The sequence below is a fragment of the Paenibacillus sp. LPE1-1-1.1 genome (assembly GCF_040676435.1).
In the GTDB taxonomy this organism is placed as follows: Bacteria; Bacillota; Bacilli; order Paenibacillales; family Paenibacillaceae; genus Pristimantibacillus.
On record NZ_JBEGHY010000044.1, the window covers coordinates 59,933 to 81,583 of the forward strand.

The following is a 21,651-nucleotide window of genomic DNA, read 5'->3' on the forward strand; positions in this document are numbered from 1 at the left end:
TAGTAAAGGTTAATCTACTCTATCATACCACAGATTGGTTATCATTCGTCCATCGTTAATCGATGGTAATCTTTTTCGTTTTCCCGTCATAGCCCACCTTTAGACCTAATTTTTCCGAAAATAGGCGAACCGGGATCAACGTGCGGTTGTTTCGGATAATCGGCGTTACCTCTGAGCTTTGACGCACGCCGTTTAGAATAAGATCCTTTTTACCTAGCGTCATTTCCATCAGCTTATCGCCGCGCAGCACCGTAACTTGACCTGTATTCCCATTAAATAACAGCCGGGATCCCATTGCATCCGATACAAACCGAACCGGTACAAACGTTATCCCGTTCAGCACGAGCGGTGCGGAATCCAGTTTTATTGCTTTTCCATTTACCATAGCCGTTGTTTTGCCTACAGTCATTTCGACCTTCGTCTTTGTATCAACCGTTACTGAAGGCGGATATTGCAGCTTCATATTATCTAGTCCGATTGCACCGGAAGGCGACCGTTCATCCTGGCCTTCCGCAATGGTTACTACATAAATCCGTTTGAGCTTAACCGGGAGTTTCATCCCTGCGGACGATAGGTTGACCTTTACGTTTTTCCAGCCGCTAAAGTCGAGCTGCTTAGCCAGGTCCAGAAGATGGGCTTTGCCATCGGCATCAATAAACTCCGCGCGTACCCAATTCAAGCTGTTGTCCCCGTAGAGGTCAACCGTCATTGACGTAGGTGAGCCCTCTATGGCGCGGCCATTTGTATTAAACACCGCGTAAGATGCTTTCGTTCCCGTACCGTTCGTGAAATCATAATCCAGCTTCAAAGCCTTCGCAGAGGTTTGACCCGGAAAATCCGATACCAAGTTCACGCTGCCAATCGTTGTTGCAGGCGTGATCTGCGACGTGATCGGATACGTCGATTTCTCGAAATCCTCGAAGGTGCTGACCGCTTCGCCCTGCGTAAAGGGAATCATGGCTGGAAACCCGTCATAGCGCGCAATCGCATAGCCCGTGGATGTTCCTGCATTTACCGATTGTACGGTTAGGCTGTCGCCTTTTTGTGCAGCCGTAAAACCAATAAACTCCCATTTTACGGAATCCCCGCTCAATTTATACGAACTGCCGTCCTTAAGCTTGACGGTCAGCGGAACGGAAATCGTAGCTCCTTTTGCCAATACGCCTGCCGCCGTATCGATGGAAAGCGAAGCCATTTGGTCTTGGCCGATCACTTCGATTTCCTGCTTGGTAGTGATTGCCCCAGACTTCACGCTAATCGTTGTTTTACCGGCTTTAGTCGCTGTGAATTCATTCCCCTGGAAGGTGCCGATTGCCTTCTCCGTGCTCCACACCGCCGAGGCATTATCTACATCGTATGGATTGTAGTACGTATCATAACCTTTTAACAAATAAGACGACTTTTGACCTATGAACATGACTTTAGACCCGCTCACGGAAATGCCTTTAAGCGTTCCCTTGGGAGCCGTAGTGAATACGCCTATTCCATTCGCAACGCTTCTTTGGGTGGAACCGTACTGCGTGGAATGAGCCAGCTGAAGCGCATAGTTGCCAAGCGGGCGTTCAATCATCGTGGTTGAGCCGCCTCCGTCTAGATTGACGCCTTTAAAAACACCCAGCTGCAGCATAACCTGCTGAAGCTCCTTCAGGCTGAGCCCTGTATTGCCGCCGAAACGCTCGCTCGTGATGAGATAGACTTTTGTTCCGTCCTTCGAATAACCTACTCCTGAACGGGAAGTATACGACGAACCGCTGACACCTGTAACATCGCGTGAAAACGGCGCTGATGCCCCCGCATTCACTAACAGCGTATGACCGCCGGCCATCATCTCAAAGGATGCCGGATCAATCTTCATGCCCGTTGTTTGCGACACAAGCGAATAATCAGCCGTTATCGGCTGTCCGACCTGCAGATGCTCCTTCACGTACGTTGCCGCTGTGCCATGCGTACGGAGTATGTAGCCGTCTTCCGGCGCTTGTCCCGCAATCGCTTTATCGATCGAGATCTCCTCGATGATCCCGTTACGGACTAAAACCTCTGTAGGCGTTGCGCCTGAATTTTTCGGACGCTCCGTTCCGCCCCATGCGCTTGTATAGATATACATCTGATTAACATGGCTATATTTGGTGCCAGTTGTTTCGGGAGAATACGCAGATTGGTTAAGGCCTTCTAGCAGGAAGGACGAGCCATCCGCAGCCGTTACCAAGCCTTCGAATGAATAGTTATCGATCATCGGCTTCCGATCCTTCGATACCGAAAAAGCATACATCCCTTTCAGTTTCGACGGGCTCGTCATGAACATGCCGCTAATCACCTGGCCGCCCATCGGCGCACCTTCATTGCCCATGACAAAAACATCCGCATTGATGGCTGCGACCGCCCCGTTTTCTTTCGTCATATTTAGTATGGTATTGACTTGGCCAATGCTGTTATTTTTGCCGCTCATCGCATTTAAGGAGACATAAGGATTTGTTAGATCTATCTCAATGACATGCACATCGGTTTGTACTTTTGAGCTTCCGCGCGTTGTATGAAATACGTAATCCAGGCGTTTGGCCCCTGCAGTAATAAACGATTGCTGCGAAAGCTTAAGTATAGGGTCGCTTGCAGCTGCCTTTGCGGACTCTATAACTGCCTTCTGCCAGCTTCCAGGCAGAATCGATGCAATCGGTTGTACTAACAATGCTCCACCTAACATAACGACTATAACGCGTTTCCCCAAGCCCTCCGACTGCCGTTCGATCATTTTTTGAAACGTGACCATTAGAATTGCAACTCTCCCATCCATTAATCTAATAGTTATAGACTACAAGAGTAGTAGAAAAGTTCCGTCCGATAAGAGACTGCTATCGTTTTATTTCATCCGATAAATATCCTCTATGCTATTTCAAGGAATACCAAAAAGGCTCAACTCGCCTGGAAGACGGTTAAGCCTTTTTCAAAAGTGATTACAGCAAGCAAATTTCAAGAATCCCGATAAACTTCGAAAACTAGTTCATTCTTCTATTTATAAGAAATTCACTTTTTGCAGCAAACGCATAATCATGACCGTACCTTCCGCGCGTGTGGCATTCGTTTGCGGACTTAATGCCGTGGCCGTTTTACCGCCAATAACGCCAAGGTATATCGATTTTGCGACATCTTCTTTCGCCCAAGCGCCAACCTTGCCGCGATCCGTAAACTTCTGCAAATAGGAGGCCGTCGATTGCGGAAGCGTAACGGTTAGACCGGCTGCCTTCGCTGCCCTAATCATCATGACGGCCATTTCCTGGCGCGTAATCGGATTGTTCGGCTTAAAGGTGCCATCCGTATTGCCTGCAACGATTCCCGCGGCCGATGCGGCACCAATATAAGCGCCCATCGCCGTATTTGCGTTTACGTCCTTGAATTTAGCCGCTGCCGGGCGATTGCTGCTCAGGCCAAGCCCTTTCGCGATATACGTTGCGAATTCACCGCGCGTTATGTTTTTGTTCGGTTCAAACTTCGTTGCCGTGCGTCCTTCAACGATGAATTTACGCAGCAGCATATGAATGGAAGCCGCAGCCCAGTGATTGGATAAATCCGAGAAGCTGTTCGAATTGGATACAAGCGCATAGGAACTGTTGCCCTTTCTTTTGAAAGTAGCTGTCGTCTTGCCGCCGCTAGTCGTTAGTACCGTTGGAACATAGGAGATTCCGCCTGTAGCAGGGTCAAACCAAACGACCGCCGTTTTGCTGGAATCAATCGTTTGATAGGTTTGAATCGTGCGTGATACATAACCGTTAAAATCATTCACGGCCTTCTGTATAGAACCGCTCACTGCCGTTACATCAAAATGGTAAGGTCCCGCGATTAGGCTCGTATTTGAACTGTTTATTTTAGAGCTGATATTGCCCGTCAGCGTGGACAAGCCTTGGTCGATGCGGATAAGCAATTGACCGGAGCTGCTTCCGCCGCCGAGCAACGAATTGATATTGGAAAAGTCAGCTGCATTCAGCTTCAGCTCGTAAGAAGCATCGCCGAATTGAACGGCAAATACAGAGCTGGCGTTTAAGCGGAATGCTGTGTCCAGCGCACTTATTGGGACTGCGACAATCGCTGCGCGTTCCGTTGCCGGCACTTTAAACGCTATGCGAGGGATAGCCAAGCCTGCTTTGCGGGCTGTCTCGTATGCCGTAAGCATTTTCTCGCCCGATACGGTGTACCGATTAGCCTGCGCGCCGGCAGGCGAGATATCCGCTGTCACTGAGGCTGCCGATGTTTTTAGACCAATGCCTCCGCCGTCGGCAGCTTCGTAATCACCAGATAGCCCATCTAGAATGGTCGTCTGATTTGCTGCGCTTATATTGGAGAAGCTGCTTATTGTTGTTCCGCTGTTTGTGCGAAGTCCGGCGGATGTTGCGTAATAAGTTACGGTAATGGCTTCGCCGACTGTGAAGGGCGCTGCCATCGTTAAAATGGCCGATGTTCCGCTAATATCCACTCTCGATACCGATTTTACGGAATCATTGGCTTTTACAAGAAACTGGATTGATGCCGGTACATAGCTGCTACTCAAATTTTCGGAAAAGTTAATCGTTAACGTGGGTCCCTTCGCAATGACTCCGTAAATACTGCCGCTTTGGCCCCCGCCAGATGCTCCCCCTGATGTAGCATTGTTAAAGGAAGGAGCGGCATTGCCGGCTTGATCGGTAATCAAAGTCACTGAGGCTAAATAAGATACCGAGACAACTTGTCCGGCATTTACAGCTGACGATAAGGTTAAAAGGACCGTGTCACCTGTAATTCGAACTTGAAGAATAGAGCGCGCGATATTATCGACCAATACGCCGAATTGGCCAACGGAAGGAACGCTCTGTGAATTCAAGCTTTTATTGTATTTCAAAGTTACGACTGTGCCGCTAAAGCTAACGGATTGCAGCGTCGGCACCCCTGTATCCGGCATGCTGTACATACTGTAGTTTTGAATGGCTGACAAATAGTTGCCTGCCGTATCCCTAATCGGATAGGAACCGGGCGCATAGGAAACATGGACGGTTTGATAGTTTTGAATATTGCCGTTAATGGTTAGCAAAACATTGCTGCCTTTGCTTGAGATCGAGGTCGTGCTGTATTGAACGCCGCCGACGCTGACCGAAAATTGTAAATAAGCATAGCTGCTTACAGCCGCTAAATCCTTGTCAAACGATAAGGTAATGGCGGCGCCTGAGGCATTGCCGCTCACTAGCGTTGGCGGCGTGACATCTTTGGCTCCGGCCACGTCTTGATATGCAGCGCTTGCCGCTTCATTGCCGGATGTATCCTGAATAAGTCCCAATGCCGCCTTGGTATATGAAAGCTTTACCTGCTGGCCTGCTACGATTGGGCTCGATAACGTAAGAAGGACCGCTTCTCCTCTTACCTGTACTCCGATTACGGAACGGGGCGCCCCGTTAACCGTTACATAAAAGCTTCCTGGGGAAGGAACCGCATACGCGTTCAGTTCCTCGCTATAGCTCATCGTAATCGCGGATCCGCTCCACTCCAGCTTACTCAAGGCCGGCGCTGTGTTATCCGAACCAAACGTTTGGAAAGTCCATTGGTATTCATTTAAAATCCCGGCGAAGCTGTTGCCCGCTAGATCCGTCACTGCGCTCGCATCGATTGATACATAATAACGGGTATTCGCTTCCAATGCTTGCGTAGGAGAAATGACCAGCACATTGTTGTGATTACCGTCTACATAAAAGCTAGCCGGGATGGGTGACAGCAGGCTATTTCCGATCGGGTTAAACGTTATTGAACCGGTCGCGCCTTTCTTAACAGCCTCGCTGAACGTCGCTGTGAAAGCTTGGTTTAGCCCGACAGAAACCGCATTGCTAACCGGATTCAAAAGTGCTAAGGTCGGTCTCACCGTATCTTGTGAAACGGTGAATTGCCATGATGTTGATGATGTTATTCCCAAGTAATGATTGCCAGCCGCATCGCGAATCGCACGATTGCCGATCGTTACATAATATTTCGTATTATTGACGAAAGCTTTCTCGGCTTCACCGCTAATCGCTTTATTCGGATCAATGGTCATCTGATAGGTTCCACCGCCCGTTACGCGTTCGGATGTGATCGGAATGGAGCGGAATAAGGCTCCTGTTGCCGATTCCCTAATTTCAATGGCTCCGCTGCTAGGAAAAACGGGCTCGTTAAAGGTTATTTTCAAAACAGAGCTTAAGCTGTTGATAGTTCCGCCTGTTGTTGGAAAATATGCGGACTCTACAGGAGGATTGATTTCATTGCCCGGGTCCGTGCTAAAGTTCCACACCGATGCTCCCGATATCCCGTGGTACCACTGATCCCCGCTTGGATCAGGCTGAGTAAAGGCACCTGCGTCAATTAACACATAATAAGCCGTGTTCGGTTCCAAATTAGAGCTTGGTGTAATTTTGACTGTATTATTCGTTACTGCAACTCTGGATGAAGCTGCATCAAAGCGCTCTAAGGTTGTATTGTTACTGATTCTGCGTATTTCAATATATTTATTCGGACGTGCTTGCACGTTTTTATCAAAGGTAATGGTAAGCGCTGCGTTAATCGGTACAGATGTTGCATTATCTGCCGGCACAAACGGTGCCGCCACGTTCACGGGAGCCGTTGCGGTTGCAAAATTCCACGTTGCCCCGTTATAGAGATTGCCTGCCGCATCTTGAAAAGCCGTATTCGGAATGACTACCGAATACGCTGTGTTCGGCTGCAAGGCCGACGGCGGTTGAATGACGATTTGGTTGGTCCCGCTGCCTCTCACAGCATTGGAAGTAACGGCAATCGTTTTGGTATCTTCCGCGGAATTGATCTGTATGCTACCGCTGGCCACGTAGACAGGTTCGTCAAAGGTAATGGTGATCGGCGTGGTAACCGCCGCGGGCACCGAGGTTGGCAGCAATACTGTATGATTAGGCCTAGTCGAATCTACTGCCGCAACCGTACGGAAATTCCAGCTGCTTGCGCTATTGATCCCGGCATAGCTTGCTCCGTTCGACTGGTTTACGAAAGCACCGGCATCTACCAATATGTAATAATTCGTATTTAAAGCAAAATTATTGGACGGATCAATGGTTACCGTACGCTGTGTGGAATCAATGGCTATTCGACCAGAAGATAACGGAATGCTTTCCACCAAATTGCTCGTTGCATAATCATAAATAGAAACAGACGTTGAGCTTGACCCTTTGCTAATGCTTTCGTCAAAGGTCATCTTCAAATCAGCCGTAAGGGATACATTAGCGAGATCATCGGCTGGACTGAGGCTTAATGCGACCGGACCTGCAGATGCGGCAGACGCTTGCTGCGGATCTGTTGCCCAGCCTGCCAGGCTTAGTTGGAGCAGCAGCATAACGGCGATAAACGATGACAGCTTGCTGGTTCGATTCATTTCAATTCACTCCTCAAAAAATTACACTCGTACCTTATTTGTCGGTTAGTTGATATGAAAAATTTAGGTTAAACTACTTTTTTGTGTCGAATGGCAAATAAAAAAGCTGTCCTCAAAGCAGCAGAGCTACTTAGAGGACAGCTTAGACGCCTATTAAGGCGTTATTTGTCGTTATAGGAATTACACGCCGCTTTGCACGCCAGCGTCTGCTTTAAGCTTCTCGGCTTTGTCAACGCGTTCCCAAGGAAGGTCAACGTCCGTACGGCCAAAGTGACCATAAGCAGCAGTTTGTCTGTAAATTGGACGACGCAGGTCAAGCATCTTGATAATGCCAGCCGGGCGAAGGTCGAAATTGCTTGTGATAAGGTCAACGAGCTTGTCTTCACCAATTTTGCCAGTGCCATACGTATCCACGTTGATTGAAACCGGTTGAGCAACACCAATCGCATAAGCCAATTGGATTTCGCATTTGTCAGCAAGTCCTGCAGCAACGATGTTCTTAGCTACATAACGAGCTGCATAAGCAGCCGAACGGTCAACTTTTGTAGGATCCTTGCCGGAGAATGCGCCGCCGCCGTGACGAGCATAGCCGCCATACGTATCAACAATAATTTTACGGCCAGTTAGTCCTGCATCCCCTTGCGGTCCGCCGATTACGAAGCGGCCAGTCGGGTTGATGAAATATTTTGTTTCCTCATCCAGCCATTCAACCGGAACAACCGGTTTAATAACATGCTCGAGGATATCTTGTTGGATTTGCTCAAGCGTGATTTCTTCCGCATGCTGCGTAGAAACAACGATTGTATCCACACGAACAGGCTTGCCGTCTGCATATTCGATTGTCACTTGCGTTTTACCGTCTGGACGAAGGTAAGCAAGCGTCTCGTTCTTACGAACTTCAGACAAGCGACGGGCGATACGATGCGATAAAGCGATTGGAAGCGGCATAAGCTCAGGAGTTTCGTTTGTTGCGAAACCAAACATCAAACCTTGGTCGCCTGCGCCGATATCTTCGTTCTCTTGCTTCATGTCCTTGCCATCGCGAGTCTCAAGCGCTGCGTTAACGCCTTGTGCAATATCAGCCGACTGTTCATTGAGCGACGTCAATACTGCGCAAGTGCTGGAGTCAAAGCCGTATTTGGCACGTGTGTAGCCAATTTCCTTAATCGTGCGGCGTGCGATTGCTGAAATATCTACATAATCAGCACTGCTGCTAATTTCCCCAATAACCAAAACAAGTCCTGTTGCTACTGAAACCTCACAAGCGACACGCGCGTGTGGATCTGCTTCTAGGAATGCATCTAAGACAGCATCGGATATTTGATCACAGATCTTATCCGGATGGCCTTCAGTAACGGATTCCGATGTAAACAAGTGGCGTCCTTTAACCGACATTCGTATCAACCTCCTACAACCTTAGTATGAAATAAGTGCGGACATTCTACACAAAAAATGAACCTTTCCCCGAAGGAAAAGGTTGTTTGACAACTCTTCTAAAACAGTATGATACCGAAAATGTCGCTTTGTGTCAATGGACGCCGACTTTTTATACAATTATTGGTATCCGCCAAGAACTGATTCCGCTTGCGCAATCAGTCTTCTTGTGATTTCTCCGCCTACCGAGCCCGCTTGACGTGTCGATACGGAAGACCAATGTACGCTTTGTCCTCCGCCAGCTCCGGAAGAAGCTCCCAACTCTCCAGCGAACTCTGTGTCAGCACCTGTGCCTGCATAGGCTCCAGATGTCAACCCAAATTCTGCTGCAATCTCATACTTCATTTGATTTAATGCAGCTTTGCTTGTAGGAACAACCACTTTATTCGAACGACTCATGAATAGCACCTCCATAGAATGTAGAATACATCTGTATTGTGCATCCTTCCATCCTTTTTGAAGCGTATAATCTATTGTCAGTTCGGGTAAAATGTAGTCTATCCATCCATATTATTGCAAGGTATAACTTCCCTTTACCAGTACAGTTAAACCATTCTTCTGGTTTGGATCAGGTAAAATGCCGCGTCCTTCGCGGGGAAACAGCAGCAAATGGTTAGTCGGAACCGCTTTACCCTTTGTCAAATCTGTTCCGCCTGTAAGATCCGCAATGCCGCTGGCATCGGAGCTGTAAGCAATCGCTTTGCCAACCCTTACAATGACTTCAGTACCTTGTCCTGCCATTAGCGTCTTGCCTGCAGGAACCGTAACAACCTCCAGCGCCGTATCAGTGCCCGGTGTTTCAGTAGATCCGCCGCCCGCTTTGGCAAGTAGCTCATCAACATAGCTTTTCGTTACAACCGGATCCTCGGCAGAGCCTGGAGTCAGCGCATTGGATTCCGCTTCAAGCGGTGAAGCAAAGTTCACGCCGACCCACACGCCAGCTCCTATTAATATTGCAGCTACGACTCCTCGCAATACTTTTTGTTTCACTTAGCCATCTCCTCTCTATCTCGCATCTCCTATAAAGATACTAGATTTAAGTAAGAGAAACCAGTTTTTTCACCAAACCGTTATTTATTTGCTAACCAATTCGTGTAAGTAGACCATTGAATATCTACCGATGCAAGCTTCTTTTGGCCACCGTCCATCAACTCGTAAAGGTTAAGCGTGTAATTATCGAATACTGGCGTACCTGTTAGATCCTCATTCACTTGGGAGAAGTTTTCTCCAAGTTTCCAGAGCGTACCGGCATCCGTTTTTGTTTCCAGATCGATCGTATGCGTAAAGATGATCTCTTTAGTAGAATCCTTCTCCAGAGCAATCATTAATTTATTTGCGCTAAAATCATCATAAGTACGATCTTTAGTCACCGTTGCGCCCATGTCGATATCAAGCCCATTCTCAAACATAAAAGCAGTAAAATAAGTCATATCAACGGTATAAGGTCCAACCTTGATTTGTTTAAAGCTCGATACATCCGTTTTCTCTACCGGGAGCTCAAGCTGTACCGCACGAATGTAGCCTTTTGCCGTTCCCGTACCTTGAATCATGCCATTGTCATCAAAAGCCTCGCCAATCATCAGCTTGATGCCTTCTCTATTTACGTATGGCGGCAGATCCGCGTAAACAAGCAATTTCTCCTTATTCGTAGGCTTGATCAGTTTATTTGCTTTTACAGTTTTCGCCTCATAATAGTTGCCTTCAACCGTTTTAAAATAAGCTACCCAAGTTGGAAGAACACTATTTCTTGTTTGTGTATTCGTAACGTCTATATACACTGCGTATAAATCTTTATCTTCGCTTTTGTAGCTTCTTACATCCGTCACTTGGGCAGTAAACCGCGATCCTACGTTCGACGGAGTATACAAAACTCCTGCTTTCAAAACAGGTACCTGTGTAATCGCTGATTTGGTCACTTCGGCCAGCGTCGTTGTTTCTTCGCCTGTTTTTTGATTCAATTGCAGCTTAAATTCCTTCCAGGTATAGCTCTCCGGTATTTCACCTATGAAATGCACGACTGTCGACGTGCCAGGCGCAAGACCGATCTCATCATTTCCGTTCAATTGTTTGGAGGCTAACGTAATATTATCATCGATAATAAATTGCCCATTCAGCGTAGGCAGCGGCAGGTAAACAGACTCTTTATTTTGAATGACCATCTCGGCAATGACTTGATCCTTCGTTCCCCACGGCAATCTTTGTACATTCTTCAGCACTACGCCATAGGTGCCGAAATCATTTGTAAATGTCGTTGATGCTGTTCCTGAAACGGTAGTTGAAAGCTTAAACGGGATATCGAAAGTGACTACAGGAAGCTCAACTTTGCTTGTTTCTGTACCCGCATTAGCCGTAATAATAAGCTTCCAGCCTGTTGTTGCGAGCGTAGATGGTATAGAACCTGTCAAACGAATGGCGTTTAGAACAGCCGGCTCTAACAAGAGGTTTTCATCCGTTTTGTTTTTCAATGAAAGCTTATATAATCCAGCAGATGTTTGCGCATAATAATTATAAACAGGTAAGGTAACACCGAATTTACTGGTATTTCGAGCAACATAACTTAGATTAAATTCATAGGCCTTATCTTTTTTGGTTACATTAATTTGATCAACTCTCACATTTACATTGGAATTGTTGATTTGAATCGCCTTGAAGCCGCCAGCTTTCACATAATTGGCATAGCCTTTAGGAAAAGTGTACTTTGCTACTGTACGCTCATAGCCTGCAACTGAAAAGTCGAACTTAATAATATTGATCACTAATTGATCCAATGTCATTTTAGAGCCCACCTGGCTGTAAAAGGTCAACGTTGCAGAAGATTTGGGAGCAATTCTTTTTTTAGTTTGATCCAAAAGGGTAAGCGTATATTTGGTTCCGCCGACCGACTTCAAACGGGCCCAGTAGTCATTCAGAACAAGATCTTTGCTATCACCGTTATAAAAAGTAAAAGTAAAGCTTGCAGTTGCTCCGCTTGAGCTAGGTACTAAATTGGCGTCTATTAGCTGAACGTAGGATGCACCGCTTATGTATATCTTTTTGTTCACAGCTGCTGCAGCAGTGCTGGCCGCGAAACTAACCGGTATTGCACTGAGCATAACGACTAATGCAACGAAAACAGATATAAATATGGATGTTTTTCTAAAGCTGTGCCGCATTGTAATAATCACTCCTATTATTTTAGCATTTCCTATTTAGACGATGAAAACATTGCAATAGTTTCGCTTCGCACTAAATAAGTTAAAGATAGATCTATAGGCTTGTACTTCTTGACCTCCTATCTACCCACGAGGATCATGTTCTTCTATGTATAACTATAACGATTTTGTGTGAACTCTATATGAACAAAAAAAAGGCCGTCGGTTACCCGACGGCCTTTCTTTATCGCTTAGAAACTAATCGAGATTAGTTCTTTTTAACGATTACCAATGCAGCTTCGTTGTAGATACCAATCGAAGTTGTACCAGCGAATACAGATACTGTGTAAGTACCAGCAGTATCTTCTTTAGCGCCAACGATATCAGCATAGTTACCTACGCTTACTACGTCAGTAGCAGATACGAAGAATACAGAAGTGTTACCAGTTGCGATGTAGTTAGCACCACCAACAGTGAATGTGCTGTTGTTGCTGTTAACAGCAATTGCAGAACCAGCTGCGCTGGAATCAGCAGTTACAGATGCAACATCGTATACCGCGTTAGTTGTTACAGTATCAGTCAGTTCAACTGGAGCTTTAGCAGTTGTTCCGATTGTGTTGTAAGCAGCTAGGCTGATAGGGAATTCTTTTGTTTCGCCTTTAACGTTCAGTTTAACCGCGTAAGTTGTAGTAGTTCCGTTGCTGCTTGCTACTTTCTCAACCAACAAACCGTGAACTGCAGGCAATGTCGCGCTAACTGCTTCGTTATCAGTAAGCAATACTACGAATGATGCTTTAACGCCGTTGCCAGCAACAGCAACTACGTCAGCTTTAGTAATGTCAGCAATTGTTCCTACAGTAACGTTGTCGTTAACAAGGTCAGTTGCTTTCAATACGATTGTCGAGCTGTCATATTGCAATGTTGTGTATGTGCTACCTGTTACAGTAGTCAATGTAGTAGCAGTTTTGCTGTCTACAGCAGTAGTAGTACCAAGGTTCAGTACATCAGTTACACCAGAGATTTTGCCATCAGTGTAAGCGAAAGTTTGAACATGGTCTTCAGCTAGAGTACCAACAAATGTTGCATCACTTGCAACAAGCGCTGTTTGTTTAGCATTGTCTTTAACGGAGAAGTAAGTGATTCTTTTCTTAGCTGCAATAATGCCGTCTTCAATTACACTTACGTTTTCAAGCTTAGTGATTACAACATCGTTGGAGTTAGCGCCAACAGTTGGAGCGGATGCATCAGCTACTTTACCGTCTTTGTTAAGAAGTAGAGTGTAGCTGTTGTTAATTGTCAATGCGCCAACACCAGTAAGTACTGAGTATTGTTTGCCATCGATTGTGTAAGCAGCAGTACCGTTAACAGTTGTTTGACCAACAACTTTACCAGTTACTACATTACGAGTAGCTTCGATTTTAACTGCACCAGCAGCGTTAGAAGCGTAAGTTACGATATCATTAGCAAGTAGGTCTTCAACTTTAGAAGCAACACCGTTAAGCGTTACTACTGCAGTGTCAGGAACAGATACAGTTGCAGCAGAAGTAGTAGCACTGCGATCCGTATCAACGTTCAAACGAGCCGCACGGTAAGCAGTTTTTGCATCAAGGCTTGTTACGCGAGCGTCAAGCACGTTCCATTTTGTAGCTTTAACAAAACGAACTGTACCGTCAGCGTTCAGGAAGTATTCAACTTCATCGTCAACTGTCAATGCTGTGTTAGCATCGCCGTTTACAAATGAACGTACAGGATTTGCAGAAGAATATTGTTTAGTAACTAGCTCGTCGCCGACTTTTACAGTCAGGTATGCGCTGTTAGCAACTGTTTGAGCTACAGATTTAACGCCTTTAATAACTTTAGCTGCGTCTTGGTTGTCAGAGATAACAACGATTTTGTCGTTTTTAAGGATGTAAGAAACTTCGCGACCAAGAAGGTCAGCCAATTTTTTACCGCCAGTAACGATTACATTGTCGCTAACTGCTACAGTGCTAGCAACGCCAGCTTCTGTAGTAAAGCTAAGGTTTTTGTTGGAGTCAACAGCTGAAGCAAGTAGGATACCCGATTTAGGGGAACCGATTTTGCCAACAAGTGGTGCACCAGCAGTTTCAAGGCCTGTTACGGAGTTGTAAGTAATTGTGTTTGTGTTGATTGTTGCGGAAGTCAATTGTGCTACTGTACCGCGAAGTGCGTTTTTACCTACATCTACGCTGCTTACTTTATCAAACAAGTTGATTTCGTCAGCTTTGATCAGGTAGTTGTAAGGCCAAGCGCCAGAAAGGTTAGCTTCTTTGTAGCCAAGTGCGCGAAGCATGATTGCTACAACTTCTTCGAATTTAACGCTGTCGCTAGGACGGAATTTACCGTTGTAACCAACGATGTAGCCTTTTTGAGCTGCTGCGTTGATGTAACCGGAGTACCATACGCTTTGCTTAACATCGGAGAAAGAAGGTTTAACGTTCTTCAAGATGTTAGCTGCGGATTCATTACCAGATGCGATGATTGCTGCTTTAGCCAATTCTGCACGAGTAATTTCGTTACCAGGCTTGAAAGTGCCATCCTCGTAACCGTTAAATACTCCAAGTGCTACTAGTTCTTCTACAGCCGATTGCTCAGGCTTGCCTGCTACATCGGATGGTGTTGCTGCGAAAGCTGGAACTGATAATGGAATGACTAGCGCTGTAGCTAGTACAAATGCTGCTATTTTTTTCTTCATAACCTTTATTTCTCCTCCTCTAAATACGTGCGGTTGTTGAGAGTTTTGTTTAAATAGTGAATTGCTCTTTTCCCTCATAGCCGATTCACCCCCTTTCCAGAGTTGAGCATAGATTTGATATAAATGATGTCTACAATCATGATAAACCCATTTGTAAGATCATGTCGTAGAAACTTGTAAAAAATGCGAGAAAATTGCTAGAGTCACGACACCACTATAACATTATACAATGGGCGGGTCGTACCGTAAAGAGGAAGTTGAGAATTCATTCCAATTCTTTACCAGCTGCAGTAGGTCTAGCGCATCAATTCCATGCGTTTGTTACAACGTCATGTATTTAAACGCATGTTGCCGTAAAAAGTTGCGATGTTCTGAAAAAAAATTAAAGTTTTTTTGTTTGACGCGTTATGTACCTCATTTCACCTGCTTTGCTCGTACTCGTTGAGCACTTTGTTAGTATAGCTTGTTTACATAGAGTTCGTCGATAATAAACATTTTCCAAATTTAATGTTTCACGCGGCGTGGAACGCCCGTGGCTGCAAGAAAAAAGGCTGGCTGCAGAATGTCTCCGCAGCCAGCCTTTTTTTCTTTATATAACCAATTAACGGATGCTCGGAAGCTTTTTCAAATCAGCCAATATACGAGCAACAATGATTGCTGCATCAGAGCGCAGAAGATTAGATCTTGGCTCGAATACAGAGCCTGCTTTTGGGTTACTCGGATCTACGGGAGAGCCGATAATGTATTTTTTCTTTGCGATAGCAATAACCGAGCTTTTCGCATAGAAATTCACGCTTCCTGCATCTTTAAACGTTTTCTCCAAATCCTTATCGATTTTCGTCGAATCCGTAGCCAGCTTCAAGTCGAGCGCCCTTGCGATAATCACAGATGCCTCTTCTCTTGTTAGGTTGGCGCTAGGCTGGAACGTTCTAGGGCCTGTACCGCGGATGATGCCTTCCCGGGCCGCCGTTTCTACATAGCGGTAGTCCCATAACGCATCGGGGTTAATGATCGCCGGCACATCATCGAAATGCGGCTTGCTGAGCTCATAGTTGAGAGGAATATCGAGCGCTTTGACCATCATTCTCGCGAACTCTCCGCGCGAGATGTAAATGTTGGCGCCGAAATCATCAAAGCCCGCTGCATTCATAATGCCTTTCGAATAAATGGCTTCAAGGAAGTTCCTGGCATAAGGATGGGAGGTCATGTCAGTGTACGAGTACACCATTTTACCGACCACATAGTATCCGAATTTATTAAAAGGAACCGTAATGGTGTTTTTCTTCACGTCTACCGTTCCGCCGATATTTTCCCAATACTTCGCTTTTACATCGTAACGGTAGACCGTGATGATCGTGCCGATGCTATCCTTCATATTCGGGTCGAAGGCAAGCGTTAGCGTTCCGGTCTTGGAAGTAACCAGCTCTCTATTGTCCGGACGCTCATCGTAGGTAGGAATCTTCGTTCCGCCCTTCCCTGTCGCGTTCGGGAATTGATACGGGTCAACCCCCATAGTCAGCGGATCGTAAGCACTCGTTGTCGCTGGATCATCTGCTAATCCCGCATCAATCCAATAAACCGGACTAGCTTTGGTGAAGCGAGTAGGATATGAAAGCCTGAACCTTGTCCCAAAACTCTCCAAAATAATATTGTAGTTTGGCGGCAACGCTTCTAGCTCGCGTCGGTCAACGACCCCATCTTCGGAGTTTGCGATGGCAAACAAGAGATTATGGCCGGTGAACACTTGGTTTTTCAGGGCCGCGGGCACGTTGAAATCGGTTCTGATCAGCGTTGTGCCTTTTTCGAATTTCAAATTCAGCGCTCCGTCAAATATCTTGTGGCTGCTCGCCATCGTTTGAAGAAATTGTGCGCCTGGAATATTGGTTGGCGCATACGTAATTTCAATGCTGCTTTGCACTTTATCATTCGCGCTCGAGATTACGAAATCAATTTTGTTTTTGCCAACTTTTAAATTATTTACGAATACGCGGTACGTATTCTTATAAAATTGTTCCACGGTAGCAGGATTATTATCGGAATCAAAATCAATTTTCTCTGCCACTTGTTTATTAATCGTGATCGTCTCCGCTCCAGGAGCATCGATGACAACTTCAATGTAGTTTTGATTGACGATATTTTTGGCCGGCAAAATCGGACGCAGCACTTTGTACGGCAGCGATGTCGGGTCAACTTCTAACCGATAGGACGCTTTCGGTCCTGTTTCGCCGTTGTTAAAAACCGTAAAGGTATACACGCTTGAGCTGCCGTCCGGGTTCAATTCTTGTCCCACTAAAATGAACGAGAATGTTTTCGTTAAAATATCATAACGAACCGCAAGATTGGCTACTTCATTAGCTGCGCCGTTATTTACGGTACCCAGCACGGTAGTGCCGCGCATAATAAAGAGTTTCTTGCTTAAATCCCATGCAATCGGATTCGTAAAATTACTGTTTTCGATTTTCAGGATATAGTTGCTCGGATCCGTAAGGCCGTTCGCAGGAGTATCCATCTGCGTAATTTTCGCTTGGATATTGTTGACGATATCGGCATCCGTGGCGCCTACAGCCGTAAAATCAATAAAGTCAAATGTACCGAATACGTTCATGAATGCTTCATTTGTCGTAAACACGCTGCCGCGGTTCACGAAGTTCGGATCATTCGGAACCGGCTCGCTGTATTGCGCGCCATAAGGATAAATGATAGTGCCTTCAACCGGTATGACAGGAATATTCGTCGGGATGAAGTAAAGCTTGATTTTTTTCTCATAGGAATTTTTACTTCCTTGGAATACGAACTTGATCTCATTCTCACCACTGAACAAAGAATCGAAAGCTTTTGTGCGTTCGGCAGCATTTAGAATCGTAAAGCTTGTTACTCCGCTTGTCCCTTGCGCGAGCTTGATTGGCGTATTGTTCACATAGAAGAACACCGTTTGCGCTGCTGTACCGTTAAAATCGTAACGAATTTCAGAAGTATTGTTGATATTATTGAGAATACCTTTGAAATCGCTCAACGTTCCGGTAATAGCCTCGGCAATCCGATCCGCTTTAAGCTTATTCGTGTCATCATAGACGGTCATATTATCAAATACGCTTGTATAACTGACATATGGGCCAAATAGCATCGTGAACTTAACCTGCTTCGTTACTCCGCCAACATTCAGCGTAACGGTCTGCGTACCCTCGAACGGAAGCTTTTTGAAAATAAGAATCTCACGCTTGTACACTTTGCCGTTCAGGTTTACGAACTTATTGACAAGACTGGATGAAACATTTTCGATGTTACTTGAGCTGGTGTAGTCAAAGCTTGATGACGGTGCGGATGTACCGGAAACATTTTTAATATCCGTTGCCGTTACTAGATTAACCGGGGTAGCCATATCCGCCGCACTCGGATTTCCAACAAGAACTTCCATAGCGAATGGCACAGTGTAAAGATTAGCGCCTTCAAGCGGAGTTCCGGATAAAGCTTCACCGTTACCTGTTCTATAACCGCTCAGGTAGTTAATCGTTTCAATAAATTTCAAAGATGCATTCTTCAACGAGAAACCCATAAGTCCGGTTCCTTCATCTGCCGGCTGCCCTAATGCGTCTTTTTTCGCGTTTTCTGCCGTAATTTGAATGCTATAGGATTTGTCGAAAACTAGTGGATGGGTGGCTCCAATAGCCGTTGTAAACTGATAGATGAAAAAGGCTTCATTTCCCGTATAAGTACCGACCGGAGTTGCTTCTGTCGTTGGAACGAGTGGGGTCCCAGCATTAGGTTGCGTATAGCTGATTCCGCCGCTCGCCGTAATCGTGTACTTAATTTTAATGTTTGCATTAGGATTCGGATGCGGCTCAAGCGTGCCATCCGCTGGAACGGTGTCATCCTTCAAATAGTTAGGAACAATAATTTTACCCGTTAGCGTCGTAGAATCCTCGTCCGTTACTAATAGGTTCGGATTGTATTCGAGCGGCTCGGACGTAGCTACCGAGTTAGCCGTACCGTTCAGGTTCACATCGTAAAATGTAACTTCCCCATTATAGAAGGCAACCTCGCGAGTCGTTTCGACCGTTTGGTTCGCATTTTTCACCTTAATCGTAACGAGGTTTTTACCTTTTTGAATCGTGATCGGCGATGCCGCAAACTGATAACTGTTGGAGCTGTTCACGGAATAGGTTTTGCTGCTTCCGTTTACGTCAACCGTCACCTGCTGCGCATTCGGCGCGAAGCCCGTAATGCTGATATCCGCGGACTGACGGCCTGCGGATGCCGCAGAGTGAACGACCGTAGTGCCTGCTTCTTCAATGTTGAATTTGTTTCCGTCAAGCTGTGCCACCAAATCATAAAATACCGGACCGTTGTGATATTCGATGTAGATCGAATTGGTCACTTCGCCGCCGCCTTGAACGCCCTTGAACGTAATGCGGTTCAGACCCGGGAAAAGTTCAACGTTAAAGACTTGGATAGAAAATCCATTGATATAGATGTTGCTTGTGATGTTCTCACGCTTAGAGCCAAGCTGATCATCGGTAGGATTATCATTGCCTTTGTTATTGATGATCTGAGTGACGCTGTAAGAAACCGACGAGGGATCTACCCCCGTAATGGATCCTGTCAGCGTTAGGCTGGGATCCGTCGTTACCCTTGCTTGCGTAGATAAATCCTTCTCGGTAGGGAAGCTGAAGCTGCCCGTTGCGGCGTTTGCCACCTGTGACGTACTGAACGGCGGCAACAATGTAATCAACAGTGCCAGCGTTAGCGCTAATGAAAGTAATCTTTTCAAAACAATGTTCCTCCTTTATGTATATAACGAGCATGGGTATTAGAATTAAAGTTCGACTGACGACTTTGCGGCTTGCTTGCGAATAAACCTTCCTCCCTTTTCCTCTTTAGCCAGTTATCGGTTGCTGAGCAGTTAGACGCGCTGATTGCAGAAAAGTTCTGTACTGTTGTTATCGGTTAACAGCTCCCATTTTTTTAGTGAAATACACAATTTAGGACAAAAAAAGAACCCCGTTTCCCATAGGGATTCGGAGCTCTTGATTATTTTGAACGGGATTCAGCGTCAACCTTGAGCCGAAGCCTCATGCGGTTTAAAAAATTAATTAACGGCCTGCGCGTTTTGTCTACGATTCCGGTAACCTCGGCCCCAATTTGCAGGAAGAACATCAGCATGCAAATAACGCCAAAGGTAATCCAGTTCGCCGCACTCGATTGCACGACGGCCGATTGCACGATAGCCAGTGCGCCGAAGATCGCGGCAACGCCCCAAATGATAAGAACCGTACGACGGTGGCTGAAGCCAAGGTCACGCAACCTGTGATGCAAGTGCCCTTTGTCTGGCGCAAAGATCGGACGTTTGTTCACCCAGCGGCGAACAATTGCGAAGAAGGTATCCGAGAGCGGTACGCCGATGATGAGCAGCGGCGTTACGAATGATACGATCGTAACCTGCTTGAACCCCAGCATTGAAAGCGTAGCTAAGCTGAAGCCAAGGAAAAGCGAGCCCGAATCTCCCATGAATATTTTTGCGGGATGGAAGTTGAATACGAGAAACCCGACGATTCCGCCTAAAAGCAGCGTGCTTAGCAGGATAACGGGCTGGAAACCCATTAACGAAGCCATCACGACAATCGTTGCGATCGCGATGCCGGAAACGCCGGCAGCAAGCCCGTCCAAACCGTCAATCAAATTGATCGCGTTCGTCACGCCGACGATCCAGAGAATCGTAATCGGAATACTGATCCAACCGGCAATCGGCTGCATCGTTTCTCCGAACGGAATGTTCAGCAGGTCGATTTTGACGTCAAAGACGAAAACGACAACGCATGCTGCGGCCACTTGGCCGAGAAGCTTCACTTTGGCTGACAGCTCGAAGCGGTCATCGAAAGCTCCTAAAATAATAATCATCGTACCGCCGACAAGCAGCGCGTTGATCATGTTTGAGTCTTGAGGACGGAGCAAGCCGTCCGGTATAAACGGCGATAAGAGAAAAAATGCGCCAACGAATGCAATATAAATAGCTAGACCGCCAAGCCGCGGCATGATCCGCGTATGTACTTTGCGGTGGTTTGGTTTGTCTATTGCGCCTATTTTGAATGCGAACTTCTTAACAAGCGGCGTCATCGCAACGGCTAAAACCAAAGCGATTATGAACCCAATTGAATACAGCAAGCCTACCGGCATGTGTGCAACTCCCCTTTTCTTTCTACCGAAGTGAATTATACTCCGATTGAAAAAGAAATTCCAACCCCGTTTTCAACCAATTTAGCGGGTTTTAACGAGAATTTCACGGTGTATACCGAGGTTTTGTTACGTTTTCTTTGTCGCGAAGCACTTTCACTACGAATTTCGGCAAAACGAGCATTCTTTTGTACCTTTTGGGCTCTTGAAGCAAGCGGTAAAACCATTCAAGCCGAAGCTTCTGGAATAGGATCGGAGCTCGCTTTAGCTTACCCGAAACGACATCGAAGCTGCCGCCGACGCCCATAATTAAAGGCACGCCGAGCTTTTGCTTAAACTTTACGATCCAAGGCTCCTGCGTATCCGCTCCGCGCGCGACAAACAATAAGTCAGGCGCCGCTTCCCGGATAACTTCCACTACTTCATCGTCCTGCTCCGGTCCAAAAAAACCGTTCCGATAGCCTACGATTTTCACTTGAGGGTATTGCAGCTGCAGTTTTTCGGCCGCGGCTTCAATAACCTCTTGCGAGGTGCCAAGCAGATAAGCCTTCCATTTGCGCTTTTCGCCCTGCTCCAAAAGACGGTGCATCAGATCAAATCCCGTTACGCGCTCCGTGACCGGATTGCCAACGTATTTAGCTGCCCACACCACGCCTGCTCCATCCGGCACGATAAGATCCGCGCGCCGGATCATCGCGCTGTAGTTCGCGCTTTCGACTGCCGACATAATCATGATCGGATTCGCGGTAATGACATGCGTTAACCGTCTTTGTTCGATGGCTTCCGTTAAATATTGAACCGTATCATCCATTCCCGCCTTG

The 21,651-nt window shown here is 46.3% G+C and carries 11 protein-coding genes; 1 reads left to right on the forward strand and 10 read right to left on the reverse strand.

Features of this window, described 5'->3' with window-relative positions; translation table 11 throughout:
• Positions 1-55 precede the first annotated feature (55 nt).
• From MRBLPE1_RS27020 to MRBLPE1_RS27045, 6 genes are all read right to left on the reverse strand, one after another.
• The gene (locus MRBLPE1_RS27020; protein WP_364151697.1) at positions 56-2,764 is read right to left on the reverse strand and encodes a stalk domain-containing protein; all 2,709 of its coding nucleotides are present in this window, start codon (positions 2,762-2,764) and stop codon (positions 56-58) included.
• A gap of 243 nt (positions 2,765-3,007) precedes the next feature.
• The gene (locus MRBLPE1_RS27025; RefSeq protein ID WP_364151700.1) at positions 3,008-7,384 is read right to left on the reverse strand and encodes an Ig-like domain-containing protein; all 4,377 of its coding nucleotides are present in this window, start codon (positions 7,382-7,384) and stop codon (positions 3,008-3,010) included.
• A gap of 180 nt (positions 7,385-7,564) precedes the next feature.
• A complete protein-coding gene (metK, locus tag MRBLPE1_RS27030) occupies positions 7,565-8,779 on the reverse strand; it encodes a methionine adenosyltransferase (protein ID WP_364151703.1) in 1,215 nt (404 codons plus the stop codon).
• Between the two features lie 159 nt (positions 8,780-8,938).
• Complete coding sequence (locus tag MRBLPE1_RS27035; protein WP_364151706.1) at positions 8,939-9,217, reverse strand: alpha/beta-type small acid-soluble spore protein; 279 nt, start codon at positions 9,215-9,217, stop codon at positions 8,939-8,941.
• A 111-nt stretch (positions 9,218-9,328) separates the two neighbouring features.
• Positions 9,329-9,808: a hypothetical protein gene (locus tag MRBLPE1_RS27040; protein WP_364151709.1), complete on the reverse strand. Its 480-nt coding sequence runs from the start codon at positions 9,806-9,808 to the stop codon at positions 9,329-9,331.
• A gap of 80 nt (positions 9,809-9,888) precedes the next feature.
• A complete protein-coding gene (locus tag MRBLPE1_RS27045; RefSeq protein WP_364151712.1) occupies positions 9,889-11,592 on the reverse strand; it encodes a hypothetical protein in 1,704 nt (567 codons plus the stop codon).
• A 247-nt stretch (positions 11,593-11,839) separates the two neighbouring features.
• Between MRBLPE1_RS27045 and MRBLPE1_RS27050 the strand changes: the two genes are divergently transcribed.
• Complete coding sequence (locus MRBLPE1_RS27050) at positions 11,840-12,010, forward strand: hypothetical protein (protein WP_364151715.1); 171 nt, start codon at positions 11,840-11,842, stop codon at positions 12,008-12,010.
• Between the two features lie 207 nt (positions 12,011-12,217).
• Here MRBLPE1_RS27050 and MRBLPE1_RS27055 read toward each other — a convergent pair whose 3' ends face one another.
• From MRBLPE1_RS27055 to MRBLPE1_RS27070, 4 genes are all read right to left on the reverse strand, one after another.
• Complete coding sequence (locus MRBLPE1_RS27055; protein WP_364151718.1) at positions 12,218-14,662, reverse strand: S-layer homology domain-containing protein; 2,445 nt, start codon at positions 14,660-14,662, stop codon at positions 12,218-12,220.
• A gap of 601 nt (positions 14,663-15,263) precedes the next feature.
• Complete coding sequence (locus MRBLPE1_RS27060; protein WP_364151721.1) at positions 15,264-19,430, reverse strand: S-layer homology domain-containing protein; 4,167 nt, start codon at positions 19,428-19,430, stop codon at positions 15,264-15,266.
• Between the two features lie 260 nt (positions 19,431-19,690).
• Positions 19,691-20,833 (reverse strand): glycosyltransferase family 4 protein, encoded by a 1,143-nt coding sequence (locus MRBLPE1_RS27065; RefSeq protein WP_364151724.1) that lies wholly within the window; start codon positions 20,831-20,833, stop codon positions 19,691-19,693.
• Positions 20,834-20,936: 103 nt separating this feature from the next.
• Complete coding sequence (locus MRBLPE1_RS27070) at positions 20,937-21,641, reverse strand: WecB/TagA/CpsF family glycosyltransferase (RefSeq protein ID WP_364152723.1); 705 nt, start codon at positions 21,639-21,641, stop codon at positions 20,937-20,939.
• Between the last annotated feature and the right edge of the window lie 10 nt (positions 21,642-21,651).

Excerpts from the sequence above, each read along its gene's own strand:
- MRBLPE1_RS27020 (WP_364151697.1), bottom strand. The coding sequence starts at position 2,764 with ATGGTCACGTTTCAAAAAATGATCGAACGGCAGTCGGAGGGCTTGGGG.
- MRBLPE1_RS27025 (WP_364151700.1), bottom strand. The coding sequence starts at position 7,384 with ATGAATCGAACCAGCAAGCTGTCATCGTTTATCGCCGTTATGCTGCTG.
- metK (WP_364151703.1), bottom strand. The coding sequence starts at position 8,779 with ATGTCGGTTAAAGGACGCCACTTGTTTACATCGGAATCCGTTACTGAA.
- MRBLPE1_RS27035 (WP_364151706.1), bottom strand. The coding sequence starts at position 9,217 with ATGAGTCGTTCGAATAAAGTGGTTGTTCCTACAAGCAAAGCTGCATTA.
- MRBLPE1_RS27045 (WP_364151712.1), bottom strand. The coding sequence starts at position 11,592 with ATGACATTGGATCAATTAGTGATCAATATTATTAAGTTCGACTTTTCA.
- MRBLPE1_RS27050 (WP_364151715.1), top strand. The coding sequence starts at position 11,840 with ATGTATATCTTTTTGTTCACAGCTGCTGCAGCAGTGCTGGCCGCGAAA.
- MRBLPE1_RS27055 (WP_364151718.1), bottom strand. The coding sequence starts at position 14,662 with ATGAAGAAAAAAATAGCAGCATTTGTACTAGCTACAGCGCTAGTCATT.
- MRBLPE1_RS27065 (WP_364151724.1), bottom strand. The coding sequence starts at position 20,833 with ATGCCGGTAGGCTTGCTGTATTCAATTGGGTTCATAATCGCTTTGGTT.
- MRBLPE1_RS27070 (WP_364152723.1), bottom strand. The coding sequence starts at position 21,641 with ATGGATGATACGGTTCAATATTTAACGGAAGCCATCGAACAAAGACGG.